Origin of the sequence: Serratia sp. H1w (assembly GCF_000633355.1) — a bacterium.
Lineage (GTDB): Bacteria > Pseudomonadota > Gammaproteobacteria > Enterobacterales > Enterobacteriaceae > Chania.
This window is the reverse complement of record NZ_AYMQ01000033.1, coordinates 52,882-66,514: the sequence shown is the minus strand read 5'-3', so window position 1 is coordinate 66,514 and position 13,633 is coordinate 52,882. Positions and strand designations below refer to the sequence as shown.

Genomic DNA, 13,633 nt, shown 5'->3' with positions numbered 1-13,633 from the left:
CAAGAAAACCGGGGCGGTTCATAACCCACAGGGCGCGATTGAGCTTCACATCGCCATCAATACCGGTAACAGCACGGGTGCGGCTGCTTTTCCCCTGAGCGGTTCGCCCTGACAATCCACCTTTCATCAGGTTCTCCTGCACGCGCTGGTAGACAGTCCACAGATCATCACTGTAGTCCTCCCGACGACGCGGGGTCAGCAACTGCGATACCGTGACCGGCTGGTGGTCCTCACCAAATCGATACTTCAGTGCGGCATTTGCCAGCGCGTGACGGGCCGGGGCTGGCAGCGCCAGCGACTGCATTGCATCGCGTTTCTCATCCACCCGGTCAAAGACCCCGAGCACTTCGTAAGCCCCTTCAATCACCTTCTCGACGACATTGCCTTTATGCGGTACCCGCACTTCTCCGAATGACTGCCCGCAGACCAGACCGTTGGTACAGACGCCTCGAAATAACCCCGGCAACATCTGGTAGCTTGATGAGCCGTCATGGCTGTTAAGTAGAATGATTTCCGGCACCTGATGTCCGGTCAGTTGACCGGCACGACGCAGGCGAAGCATGTGTTTGGTGTGCTCCCGCTTGCTCTGGTCGCGAACTTTTGTCTGGCAGGCAAAGAACGGCTCAAAGCCTTCACGCTGCAGGCTCTCAAGGATGGTGATGGTCGGGATGTAGGTATAACGGTCTGAACGAGATTCATGCTTGTCGCTCCCGAACACACTGGGGACATTGCTCATCAGCTCTTCGTGGGTCAGAGGCCGGTCACGGCGTATCTGGTTTATACGGCCAAAGCGGCTGGCTAATCGCATGGATAACTCCTTATACAGTGGGTAAAAATACAAAAGGCCACACTTCCCGAAGGAGGTGTGGCCTGACTTTGTTTATATCGGTGATGTGCTGGTGGTGGTTATGCAGGAAATTTGCGGATGCCATAACGAGTGATATACCGGTTCAGCCAGTAACCGGCATCCGGCTCAAAGTTCCAGGCTCGCCAGACCATGCAACGCTCATGACGGATAACCAGACGGAAATGTGTCCCCTGGTCGTCCTCTATAGCAACGTTGGAATATTGAGAGGCAACCGCCTCCGCCTGCTGGCGCGTAAACGGTCCATCAGGCAATTCAGTGAGTTCAGTCATACAGGCTCCTTAAAACAAAAAGCCCCTGTGGCATAAGCGACAGGGGCTGAATCAAGCGGGCAATCAAGCAGCTAGGATGCCTTACCACCGACAACCGTGACTTGTACCGGCCGGTAGTACTTCGGGTCGAAAACGGACAGTGGCAGGTCAATCTGATAACCATTACGCTCTTCCGTTGCCTTCATGATTTCGACGGAGCTGACGTTTTCCACGCATTCGTTCTCCAGCGAGGCCTCCTGAGAGCGAGTGGCATCGCTGTCGCCAAATGCAGCCACCGCCATATCCCCCATTGCCAGCGTGTTCCCCCCTTTATCTTTCAGACGCAGGGAAAGTGTCAAAGGCCCGACCCCTACACCACTTCCGCCGTTGTCCAGGCGAAACTGCCAGACGCAGACATTACCCGGCACCCAGACCATGTCAGTGTTGCGGATACTGATGTAACGCTGTTCTTCGGCCTGAGCAGGTGACAGCAGACAGAGGCTCAGAGCGAAAACTGAGATAACGCCTTTCAGCTTCATCATGGATTTTTCTCCTGATTCTCCGGCAGATAGAGTTTCCCCATTTCCTTGCCATCGTGCGAATACACCACTGATTTTTCACCCGTGTAGCTGTCGGTCTCAATCCTGAAGCTCAGAGTGATATTGTCGGCAAGGCACAGGGCTGCTATCAGCGGCTGCACCGTTTTCTGCTGCATGTCAGCAATGTAGTAATAATTACCTGACTCACAGCCTTCCGGCGACTGACGGGTTTTCATCACCGTGTATTGCGGTGTACCAAAGGCATCCTTTTTTACCCATTCCTGGGCAATATCGGATTTATGCGACACAATCTTGCTGAACGGTGGCGGAGCCAGGTCCTTAAACCGGGCTATCGTTTTCACGCCAGCATCTTCCATGCTGTCGCAGCCAGAGACTCCCATGGCACCGATAACTGTCAGAGCGGCAAGCACAGGTGGATACAATTTCTTCATGGTGCAGATTCCTTTCAGCAGTTGCCGGTGCGTCGGCACAACTCTGCCAGACTCTGTTGGGCTACCCACTGCTGCAGTTTCTGCTCTGAGGCAGAACGCTTCGCCGCCAGGGCAGCCTGCTGCTGTTTGTTAACACAGTTTTCCGGGAATGCAGCAAGCACCTGGTTGCTGTGAGGTTCGTCAGCCAGCTCCAGCTGATACTGGGTGTCGATGATAGTGAAGTAACACCCTTTCCCCTGGTCTTCGCCCTGGTAGACCGATGTCAGATCGGAGTAATAACCGCTGGCAGGTTTCAGATTCAGCCTGCGTACGGTATGCGTTTTCTTATCGGCGAGAAAATAAGCTCCACCTCCGCGCTGACGCAGCAGAAATTGTTTAGTCCAGGGGTAATTGCCAATGACACTGGCCTGGTAGAGCGTGTTGTTCAGCGTGTCATTGTCCATGCCATCGGCCGATTTCCAGCCATCCGCCTGCATGTACTGCCAGAATTTGACGGTACCCACGACAGTTTCGGCAGACGCCGGAAAGACAGCGCCAGCGCAGAGACTGACGGCCAGCGCCGTTGTGGTCAGTAATTTCTTCATCATGATTCCTTATGAGGTAAAAGACCGTCGCCGGTTCTGGCGAGCAGTGAGTGAAAAACGTGAAAATGGGGAAGGGCTCTGAGTAATTCCGGTTCGGCGAGAACGTTGCGAATCTGAAGGTCAGGCACGAACAGTTCCGGGTGCAAGGTAACCGCATGGATATCGTTCAGCGGAAACACCGCCACGCGATGATGATGCTCTCCAGTCAGATACCAGTGCCTGCCGCAGAGTACGAGGCGGTATGGTGCAAGCCCTGAACAGCGACAACCTTCAGCCAGCAGCGTCACACGGCGATGCTCTGATATGGCCCTGACAAGGCGTGTAAATATACCTGGCCTGGGTGGCGACAATGACTCTGCCCCTGCCCATATGAGGCAAGGAGACTCACCGGGCCCACTCAGCAGTGAGCTGACCATGTGGTTATCCATGTCAGGAAACAGGGCCTCCACACCTGACTGACGGGCAAAAGTCAGTACAGCCAGTTCACGCTGATGGCTACCTGAGAGCAGACGACAGGTGCCATCGCGATATTCCAGGTCCAGGTACATTAGTCGCTCACGAAAATCCCGGCGCAGGGTACGGATCGATACACCAAACTCAGCAGCAAGAAGGCCCATATCCAGTGTTTCGCCAGCAACAAGGCGGCTGATAATGAGGGACAGCCGAACCGCCAGCCGCTCATGGCGACGCTCAGTCTGGGACATTAGAGTTTCTCCATCCCGTTAACAGGCTGAAAATTAAGTGATTAGTGTAACGAAGGGGTCGGACAGGGTATGGACATGGGAAGGCGTATTTTTTCAGTGCGAGAATTGCAGCTGTAATGCGCCTTTGCGCGTTGAAGGTGAATTAATCGCTCATTAATTGAGCGAGGAAAGGACAGGAAGTGTCCGTCATAAGTTGTTGTCAGAAGAAGATCCAGTCCCAGACGGCACGTGCAACGGTCACCACAGCTTCTCGCACCGTCCGAATCACAGCCCTTACAGGCGCTGGCAGAAAAGATGATGACTCTACAGTGCCAATCATTTCATCCACGGCATGACCAAAGCGCTCGCGTGCCTGCTTTTTTACCGGCTCGGTGCAGAGCCTTCCGTGCAGTTGTGTTGTCAGTGGGCTGGTGGCCCGGTCAGGCAGGCTGCGCATCATCGTCTCTACCATCGCATCCAGCCCCCAACCCGTTCGGGCCGATACAACACAGACTGGATGGTGCGGCAGGAAGAGCTGCTGCACCGCGCTCCGCTTGGCCTCAATTGTCGATTGTTGGCTATGAGATGGTGTATTGCTGGTGGCATTCCACTGATGGCACGGTTCAGCCTTGTCAGCCTGATTAACCACGAACAGCACCCGATGCTGATACGCCAGCATCACCTTGCTATAGAAGTGTTCATCCACTGACAGTGCCCGGTCATCGGCTTTGATTACCCATAACACCAAATCCAGTTCGGGCAAGATCCGACGGTATAACGTGGTGTACTCCTCGTCACGTTCCTTACTTTCCCCCACTCCGGGTAAGTCGACCAATAACAGGCTGTGAGAGCCACTACTGATCCGGAAGCTCAGCACGTCGCGGGTGCAGGCTTCAACATTGCTCACAGGTGTTACCTCTCCCTGGAACAGCGCGTTACAGAGCGACGACTTACCCGCTCCGGTTTTACCCATGATGCCGATTACCGGCTCGTATTGAGTGAGACTGCGAAGACGTTCAAGGATAAGGTTGCGAAACGGGTGTGGCAGTGAAGCCAGAGGTTGCTCAAAGGCCTTAAGGCCGTCCAATTTTTGCATACGAAGATCTCAGCGTGAAAAATAACAAGCCCCGCAATCCGGTAAAGGATGCGGGTGATTCACTGAGATAATATCTGTCTGAAATTATTTGGAGTGTTCTTTAGTATTTTTACTTTTATATAGCCTAAGAATGGCACTCTCTATAATTGCGTTATTTGACATCGTATCTTTCATAGACATATCTCTCAGCATATCATGAGCTTGCTGAGAGATATTTACACTCATTGTCACAAGCTTTTTCTCTTCTTTATTTTTATTCCTGTTTTTCTGTGTAGACCAGGCGCTCTTAAACTTCCTAATGAACAACTCGACAGAATCCGGAGAGTGCAGGCTGTTTTTTCTCCACATAAAGTAACTGGCATAGCACCACGACATTATTTCTTCAGGAGAATTACCACAAATACGTTTCAGTCCAATTGATGTATTCCCCTTTAAGTAATCCCTTAACCAGGAACAGACATCAACTTTACTGGATCTAACACCCCTAAATAAATCATGTTGATCAAGTAACCCTGCCCACTCAATACTTTGATCCTTCATAAAGTCAGACTGTGTTATATAAAATATAGGCCATTCGTCCATGCAGCGACGTATTGCATCAATTCTTACATCATGACTGGGTTGTAATGACGTAGGGGATAAAAAATCGCTATTGTATTCAGGAGTTTCTGATTTTAATTTTTCATATAATACACAAGCCAACCACAAACTTGCTCGTGGATCATTACGATACCAATCCAGTTCATTTTCTGATGGAAAGCCGCTTGTATAGCTATTATCTACTTCAGCAAGGAAATCACTAATTTTTTGCTCTGGAATATTTAATGAAATAAGATAATTGAAAACCCTCACCTGATATGCCCGGTAATCTTTATCTATTCCACCAGATTGAAAACGATAATTATTCGCAATAAGTTTATTTTCAAGATTGCGTATCTTACTACTCTCATTTCCCACTAGCTTAACCATACCGGCACCTTCCTTGATATCACTAAGTGATTTACAGTGAATCAATGACTTTTAGCATAACCCCGCGCTGTATATCAATAACTTTCATGTGTAAGATCTAGGGGGGAAATGACAGTTATGTGATGTGGTTTACATATGCAAATGAGGATGATGATTTTCATTCTCTCTCCAAAGTTATACAGAGATTATTGCAGCCTTTATCAAGCCCACAATCATCTTGCATTTCTTCATTTATATTTTTAACCATTTTCACTATACGTAACGGTTAATTTTATCTGGAGTGGAAAAATATGGCCCTAGAAATAACATCTCATTATCTTCTATCTTTGAAAAACTCCAGCATTGATACCAAGGCAGGAACAGAGGTAAACATAACTCGCTTTTTTTACGTATCTCCACATGGATATGTCCCGGAGCAGTCGTCGTTATCAAACTTCACTAATCCGGCTTACCTTTCAAAACCGGAGAGACAAATCATGAATACCCCTACCTTGCTTACCGAAGATCAACTCGTTGACATGGTATTTATCACAACGCTTCTTCAGATGACAGATAAGTGGATTTATAAGCTCATTAAAGATGGTTCCTTTCCCAAACCTATCAAACTAGGGCGAAGTTCCCGATGGCTGAAAAGTGGAGTGGAAGCCTGGCTCCAGGAACGTGTCGACCAGTCCCGTAAATAACCTCCACTCCGACTAAACCCTCAGCAGACTAATAACTTCCCGGTATCTCCGGCGGTTTTCTGCTACCTGTAATTTAAGCCATAAGGAATATAAACCATGAAAGACTACAAGCCACGCTACGAGGAGCTGTATAAATATTATCAAACCTAGCTGACAGATTTCACGAAGCTGGCGATCAGATCGGGTATGTGTCACCAGAATATAGGTCACCATCATACCCTGACGGTTGGCAGCCTTAAGTTTCCAGGAGAAGAAGAGGTTATTTCCATCGTCCCACAATGCCTGCACCGTATTATTTATGGCAGAGCCGCAGCATCGATGACCGTCAATGACGATCTGAACGTCAGTTTATTAACTCAAGAGCATCTGCTGGCTCACCATCCCATGCTGGAGGGGATTTTGCTGTCTGAGTGTGTACGTTTAAAACAGCGTCCTCTGGCAAATAAACTCATCAGTTTATTTCGGCAGTTCAGTGGCTCTGAGTTACGTCTGAAGATGGTTTGGTTATGCTGGTACGATTTAATGCTAGGAAACTGTCTTGATGACTGGACCGATAATCTGAAACGCAGAACCTATGAGGAGCTTTGCAACTGGATCATCGGGAGGCAGGAGGAGAATTTGATGATAACTAGCGTAATGGATGAATACGTTACTTTCGCGTATCGCACAGTTGTCGATCCACTGATTTAACTTTCTGAAGTATTGGCAGGAAACATCGTTGTTCCGTTGTAAATGCATGTTATATGAGACAGCTAACTTCGGAGTGATTATTGACGGTAAAACAATCAGTTAAGCCTTGTGCCAAAAGGACTCTCTGAATGAGGATACTGTCGGATAGGTAATATATTACTTCAATACAATCAGTTACTAACACTTATGTTGTGAATGATGCTGTGCAGCCATGGCAGTCGTTGGTCAATCAACTAAGAACATCAGCATCCCATCTATTCCCCCAACCAAACCTTATGCCAGCCTGCTTTACGGGATAGCAGCACCATGCCTGATGTTCCTCGACAGGTGGAGGAAACCACTGTGTTTATTTTCGATAATACTAACCCTATGAAGCTCGACCCAAGCCAGGCACCTTTCAATGTGGCTTATCTACAAAGAACCGCTGAAGTGCTCTGCCACGCACTGAAGGAGCATCCACAAACCACAGTTATCAGGGTGGATTTGCACTTACCGGAAAACGGAGATTTGGGAGACAGTATTACCAGCGATGCTGATTTGAGCCCGGGACTGATGTCCCGGTTTATCGACTCACTGAAAGCTCAGATAGTCGCTTATCGGCAGAGAAGAGCCAAGGAAGGGAAACGAAGCCACCGTACTTCAGTACGTTACGTCTGGGTGCTGGAGCAACCGGAACTGGGCGGCAAGAAGCATTATCACCTGGCTCTCCTCGTCAACACCGACACGTTCAATGCTCTGGGAAGCTACGATGAACAGGGGAAAGGTCTGGCATCCCTGATTCAAAACGCCTGGCTGAGTGCGATGAAGAAACGAGACTGGTATGAATATCTGACGTTAGTCCATTTCCCGGGTAACCCCCTGGCTTTTCTGGAAATCAATAAGCCGGATTTCAGAAAGAAAGTGGATGCACTGACTTTCCGTCTGAGCTACATGGCAAAGCATCGCACCAAGCGATACAGCAGTACCGAACGCTCATTCGGCTGCAGTCAGGGCTGATATTCCCTGCATCCGTTTTGCTGATGGCGATTTATTTACGCCACAATGCCACAGTCTGACAACCACACCGCAGGTCCCCTTTCAATCCCTTTAATCCATTCAACCGCATGGCGTCTGTCTACTCTTCAGGGACGGCTTACGCCTGCCTGCAGGAACATGACTATGTTTGCTAAATCCGTTACCGCTCTCGACGGTAACGGTAGCCTAGGCGGGGCTCGTACCGCGCAGACAGCGCCTTACGATCACTATACCAGCCCTCTCTGCAACAGAGTGCTGCAATACCACCCTGAGTTCGACACCGAATGTCCGTGGTTTGAGCACACCGAAACGGGTCTCACCAACAATGGTCGACAGCATTGTCCCTATGCCAATCCGGATGCTAGTGAACAGCAACTGGTCAGACGGTTACAGCGCCTCCTCCCCGATGCTACTCCCGGGTCAGTAAAGCCGACTGGCAGTGCAGACAATGCAAGACCAGTTACTATGGTGAACGTTACTGCCTAACCTGTCGTACCGGAGACTTTAGCCAGTCAAAATGGGTGACATCATGATAATGTTGAAGTGTTTCTCGCCACCAACGCACTGGGTAATTATATCACCGCTGATAGGCTGTCAGTAAAGGAGCCAGGACCTGGAGCTGCATATCATACGGCTCTGGACTCATCCTTCATGTGGGCTCACAGTATGAAGCGCCGTGGTTTGAACTCGACCGGCGTAATACGACAAGCAAGCGGCTGTTGAACTGCGCGCACTTGGAACCAGAGGTAAAAGTAAATTCGAAGGACAATAAACTGAGGACCATGTTGTTGTCACCAGCGGTAGTGGATTTGGCGAAATCGGCCACTGGCGCATCACAGGGAAAAAGAACTTTGCCGATGTGGAAATCTCGGGTGCCCCGAAACCGTAACGGTGCTGTGAGCACTGGGGAAACGCACTGAAGTGAACACCTCAGCGTTAATAGCGACGAGTTGCAGGTCGCTATCCACTATCTGTCGTATTTTTTTCCTAAAAGACTCTTCGGCTTTGGGGCTTTGCCGCTAACCCTGCAGTTTAGGCAAACTTTTACGGTGGGTTTATTCAGCAGAACTCCTTCGTCAACATACCACTGCCAAAACTTATAATCGGGCATCACAGCCACTAATTTGAAATTTATAGCGCAGCAAGAAGCCAGCTGGAATCAGCTCTTATCAATTTTGTATATGGCTCGTAGCCTGTTGAAAGTAGGCTCCTTTTGACATAAGCAATCCTGTATGCGGGTCCTTTCCCCTTCCTGTTTAGTTCTGTTATGACTTTCAGGCAACGAACTTAGACCATGACAATGGCCTGCCCCATTGATTTATTCGTCGGGCTGACAGCTATATCTAAACTTGATAGCGGTTCAAGAAGCCTGAATACTGATATAAATAGCGTTAAACAAATATCAAAGAATGACCTTATCTGGCGTGAATTTAGATTAAACATACGCAAGGAACAGTGGGAAGATGGCTACCATTCATTTAATAGCAGGTACTGAAGGGGCAAAACGCAATGTTGTTCTGATACATGGTCTCGGTGGCCATTACCGTAAAACCTGGACTGCCGGAAAGGATAAACGTCAGTTCTGGCCTGAATGGTTACAGCAGGATGATCCGGATCTGCGAATCTGGGCTGTCGAATATGAAACCAGTCTCCTGACCTGGTTGCAACCCGACATGGGCTTGAAGGATCGGGCTCAGAACATATTTAAATTGCTACTTCTGCAGAATGACATCACTCGCGGAGAAGTTATTTTCATCGGTCACAGTCAGGGCGGATTGCTGATTAAACAAATAATCCGGCTTGCTTGTGACCGAAAGGATGAGCCTGAGGTCAGCGTACTGCTGAATAGTATCACCGCCGTTGCCTTTCTTGGTACCCCCCATCAGGGTTCTGATGTCTCGAGTTTAGGTAATTCCTTACCCGCAAGATTGCTGACATTTGCCTGCCTCGGAGGACGACCGTCAGCCATGACGGCCTATCTTTACCGCAACAACCCCGATTTGCGCGAACTCAACGTCTGGTATCGCAACTGGGACCGCACCTTTACCGGTAAGCGTCTGGTCCTCGGCGAAAGCCGAAAATTATACGGGCTTGCTAAGATTGTCAAACCAGACAGTGCAGACCCGGGAATCCAAGCAGAGATGGTTATGGTCGATGCTGATCATAACGGGATCTGCAAACCTGATTCGAGGCAGAATGAGGTGTATCAGCATGTGCTGAACTTTGTTAAGTCGGCGAAAATCACCCCACAGCATCTCTGGCTAATGAAGCATTTTGGCAGTCAGGTCAGTGGCTGGCGCGGATACCAGAACTGGTCAGGCGCTACGCAAGACGTTGATGGACGTTATATTATTGATGATAAGGTCAAGTTCAGCGATGCGACTATCGATGCTGGCAGGAAAATCACGGCTGAAGAGATGCTGGACGCGATCAGACAAAAGCTCGCTGTGCCCGGTGCGGTACTCCGCTTGGTCGGACTGTCTGGGGTCGGGAAGACCCGCTTTGTACAGGCCCTCTTTGAAACAAACATCGGTCGGGCAGCTCTCTCCCCCGACACTGTTTTTTATACCGATGCCGGAGGCCAAGCGTTTCCAGCTCCAGATGCTCTGCTGGAAAAACTCAAATCCACGGCCCAGGAGGCGGTGGTTGTCGTCGACAACTGTGCCCCGGCCTTGCATAACTCACTGAACAGTGTGTTAAACGCCGATCCTGGGCCTGCGCGTTCCCGTCTTCTGACCGTGGAGTATGATGTTCGGGATGATATTCCAGATAACACCGATGTTATCTCGATGGAGGCCAGCTCTGGAGAACTGATTGAGGCCTTAATATCTGGCTATTTCCCTGACATCAGCCAGGCTAGTCGAAGTACCATTGCAGAATTCTCGGGAGGGAATGCCCGTGTTGCACTGGCGCTAGCTGCCACCATCGGCCGGGGAGAGAATATTTCCAGACTGAGGAGCAGCGAATTGTTCAGCAGGCTCTTTGATCAACGCCATTCAGCCAGCCCGGAGTTGATGCGGGCAGGCTCTCTCCTCTCACTGGTCTATTCTTTCCGCTTTACCGCCGGGGACGGATACAGCGATGAACTGACCGTAATGGCCCGTCTTGCCCGTCTTCATCATAACGACCTGTATGCTAGCGCGCAGGAAATTCAGCGGCGCGGGCTGGCTCAGGTGCGGGGAGACTGGATGGCCATTCTTCCGCATCCTGTTGCGAATGGACTCGCCCAGCGGGCACTGGAAGACATTCCGCACGCACAGATCCTATCGGCTCTGGATCCGGACCAACATGAACGTCTGTTCAGGTCATTTACTCGCCGGCTGGGTTATCTCTCGGATTCCCGGGAAGCGGCAGCCATGGCAGATAAAATGCTGACTTCTGACGGCTTATTTGACAGGATGCTCGCCCGGGGGAAGGACCGATACACTGAGATCTTTTCCCTGATTGCCAGTGTCGCCCCGGTAGCCCAGGAGCAGACCCTAGACTTCATTACACGAACCGGTGACCAAGTGCCTGACGGCGGGTTCTTTACGCGTGACAATCCGGCATTTACCGTGATTGCTCGTCTGCTTCGCTCGCTGGCCTATGAGGCACGCTATTTTGAGCAGTGCGTCTGGCTGCTGTGCCGCTTTGCCGACAATGAGAAGGCAAACGAAAACAATGCCTCCAGTACCGACCTTCTGTGCACCCTGTTCCACATCCATCTTTCCGGCACCCATGCGCCGTTAACGATGCGTCTGAACATCATCGATACACTGCTCCTCGAACAGCGCACGGGTCTGGCATCTCGCCTGCTACAAAGCCTGCTTAAATCATCGCATTTTACTTCTTTCCAAGGCTTCGACTTCGGGGCTCAGGTTCGTGACTTTGGTTATCTTCCTCAGACGATGAACGACTACGAAACCTGGTTCTGCAGAGTTCTGGACTTTCTCATCGCCAGCTGTAATAGGCATTCGGAGTTTTCCCGGGAGGCATGCAGGTTAGTTCATAGCTCGTTCAGATCGTTATGGAAGATCAAACCCGCACAAGTCCAGCTTGTCACGCTGATTGAAAAACTCATCGGAACGCCGGGTGATGAAGTGTTGTGGCCGACCGTCAAACAGGTCATTCATTTCGACGTCGAGAAACAAACCGAAGCAGAATGGGAAGCCCTGCAGCAGCTCGAACAACTGACCCGACCGGATAGCCTAGCACAGAAACTCAACATCTTTATTTTTTCACAGCAACAGAGTTTTTATGGCCTCGGGGAAAAGGATGAGGACGGGGAAAATCACACTTCCGGATATGACGTTGCCAACAAATTGGCTGCTGCCCTCGGCAGAGACGTAGCATCCTGCTTGCCAGACCTCAGGGACAGCATTATTTACCGTGCCTTGCTTGAGGACAGCGACTATGGACGGATGATGGAATTTTCGACCGTGTTGGGCAAAGAGATTTCAGATCCTCAGGATTTCTGCCAGAAACTTAATACCCAGATAACCCGACTAGGCGCAGAGAACATTAAAAATGTCTTTCTTTGTGGTTCGTTACGGGGAATTTATCACCAGGATTCCGCGCTCTGTCATGCCGTTCTGGATGCCTGGCTGCACATGCCTAAGATGGAGAAGCACTTTGCAATAATACAGGCGCACATTCCGATGGATGCAAACAGCATTGAGCGAGTTATGCACCATCTTGAGGACCCGGAAAAAGATGTGAGTGGCTACCGAATATTAGCCAGTGGCAGGCGGCATGCCATTATCCCCGACAGTTCGCTCATCGAACTCCTGCAACTGATGTGGCGCCATCAAAATGGCCCCTCCACTGCGTTCGATATCCTTTCGATGCGGGTTCATGATGACGGTCGCGACGGCTATGTCTGCAGTGAGCCTCTGCTGGAGCTCGCGCGTAGGTGGATCTGCGCCATCATCTATGGGCATCCGGTACCGACCAGAGATATTCCCAAATATAACATCTCTGCGATCGCGAAACGTGCATTTCAGGCGTGTTCTGCTGAGCAGGCTCGCGACCTGCTGGCAGCCATTGTCCGGTCATCAGAACGCTATACTCTGCATGATTATGACTTCACCGAGGTGCTCGGCCTCATCTGTCACTACCAGCCGCAAGTTATTCTTGACCGCTTATGTCCTGCACCCGGCGTCGTTGATGAAGCCTTCCGTGACGTTGTTTCACAGCGGTCTTACAGCAAAGACCAGCCTCTGACGGTACTGCCAATGGCAGTCACAATGGCCTGGTGTCAGCAGGATCCTCGGACCCGCTATCCATGCCTGGCAACACTGATTTCTCCGTATGAAAAATCCGGGGAACATCTCGTGTGGACCGCCCTGGCCAGCGCCCTGATTGCAGGAGCTCCTTCACCCGAACCGGTGCTATCGGGCTTGGTGCATAATGCCTCTGCAGATGACGACTTAGGCTCCAGAGCAGCCTGTGCAGAGGATAAATTGACATTGCTCGCTGAGCTTCGCAACAGCGGAAGTCCGGAGCTTGCGCTTGCAGCCTCGCGGATGATGGACGAAGTGCAAGAACGGTTCGACAGAGACCAGCAGAGGAGCGCGAGACTAAACAAAAGGGATAGTGAACAGTTCGAATATTAATGCAGAATAGCTCCCCTCACTATGAAGTATGCTTTACATCATAAAGCCCGCAATGCGGGCTGTTTTGGTGAAAGTAATTTTCGGCTAATTGGACGCCACTACATGTAGTACAGCCCTTTCCGAATAGCCTTTACCATAATTTCCCTACTGCACGCCTAAGTAAAACTTACCTTTTTATCTACAGCAATATCTGAATTTGATGTACAGACGTCC

12 protein-coding genes and 2 pseudogenes are annotated in these 13,633 nt (G+C 50.2%); 6 read left to right on the top strand and 8 right to left on the bottom strand.

All coding sequences use genetic code 11. The annotated features are described in order from the left end of the window. The 8 genes from U869_RS0105665 to U869_RS0105630 all read right to left on the bottom strand — a co-directional run. The coding region (locus U869_RS0105665; RefSeq protein WP_025122554.1) for a DUF932 domain-containing protein at positions 1-808 on the bottom strand (808 nt) is incomplete at its 3' end. Between the two features lie 98 nt (positions 809-906). Continuing rightward, positions 907-1,137, bottom strand: a complete 231-nt coding sequence (locus U869_RS0105660) for a DUF905 domain-containing protein (RefSeq protein WP_025122555.1) — start codon at positions 1,135-1,137, stop codon at positions 907-909. A 71-nt stretch (positions 1,138-1,208) separates the two neighbouring features. Next, on the bottom strand, positions 1,209-1,658 hold the full coding sequence (locus U869_RS0105655; protein WP_025122556.1) for an IrmA family protein: 450 nt from the start codon (positions 1,656-1,658) through the stop codon (positions 1,209-1,211). Then, positions 1,655-2,107, bottom strand: a complete 453-nt coding sequence (locus tag U869_RS0105650; RefSeq protein WP_025122557.1) for a YfjS/YafY family lipoprotein — start codon at positions 2,105-2,107, stop codon at positions 1,655-1,657. Before U869_RS0105650 ends, U869_RS0105655 begins: the two co-directional genes overlap by 4 nt. Positions 2,108-2,121: 14 nt before the next feature. Continuing rightward, complete coding sequence (locus tag U869_RS0105645; RefSeq protein WP_025122558.1) at positions 2,122-2,691, bottom strand: hypothetical protein; 570 nt, start codon at positions 2,689-2,691, stop codon at positions 2,122-2,124. Beyond that, complete coding sequence (locus U869_RS0105640) at positions 2,691-3,395, bottom strand: WYL domain-containing protein (RefSeq protein ID WP_025122559.1); 705 nt, start codon at positions 3,393-3,395, stop codon at positions 2,691-2,693. The genes U869_RS0105645 and U869_RS0105640 overlap by 1 nt, the downstream gene beginning before the upstream one ends. 199 nt (positions 3,396-3,594) lie before the next feature. Beyond that, complete coding sequence (locus U869_RS0105635) at positions 3,595-4,470, bottom strand: GTPase family protein (RefSeq protein WP_025122560.1); 876 nt, start codon at positions 4,468-4,470, stop codon at positions 3,595-3,597. A gap of 84 nt (positions 4,471-4,554) precedes the next feature. Next, complete coding sequence (locus U869_RS0105630; protein WP_025122561.1) at positions 4,555-5,439, bottom strand: hypothetical protein; 885 nt, start codon at positions 5,437-5,439, stop codon at positions 4,555-4,557. Positions 5,440-5,915: 476 nt separating this feature from the next. On the opposite strand from U869_RS0105630, the gene U869_RS0105625 reads away from it, so the two are divergent. The 6 genes and pseudogenes from U869_RS0105625 (at position 5,916) to U869_RS0105605 (ending at position 13,420) form a co-directional block, all read left to right on the top strand. Further along, a complete protein-coding gene (locus U869_RS0105625; protein ID WP_025122562.1) occupies positions 5,916-6,122 on the top strand; it encodes an AlpA family transcriptional regulator in 207 nt (68 codons plus the stop codon). Between the two features lie 150 nt (positions 6,123-6,272). Continuing rightward, the gene (locus tag U869_RS29230) at positions 6,273-6,812 is read left to right on the top strand and encodes a hypothetical protein (protein ID WP_232785329.1); all 540 of its coding nucleotides are present in this window, start codon (positions 6,273-6,275) and stop codon (positions 6,810-6,812) included. A 369-nt stretch (positions 6,813-7,181) separates the two neighbouring features. After that, the gene (locus U869_RS0105615) at positions 7,182-7,808 is read left to right on the top strand and encodes an inovirus Gp2 family protein (protein ID WP_029988066.1); all 627 of its coding nucleotides are present in this window, start codon (positions 7,182-7,184) and stop codon (positions 7,806-7,808) included. Between the two features lie 162 nt (positions 7,809-7,970). Then, positions 7,971-8,359 (top strand): annotated as a pseudogene (locus tag U869_RS32500) (putative zinc ribbon protein). Positions 8,360-8,446: 87 nt separating this feature from the next. Next, a pseudogene (locus U869_RS32845) lies at positions 8,447-8,746 on the top strand (putative zinc ribbon protein); the annotation flags it as partial. 543 nt (positions 8,747-9,289) lie between these two features. After that, positions 9,290-13,420 carry a triacylglycerol lipase gene (locus U869_RS0105605; protein WP_025122564.1) on the top strand — a complete coding sequence of 1,377 codons (4,131 nt, stop codon included), beginning with the start codon at positions 9,290-9,292 and terminating at the stop codon, positions 13,418-13,420. Positions 13,421-13,633: the final 213 nt, after the last annotated feature.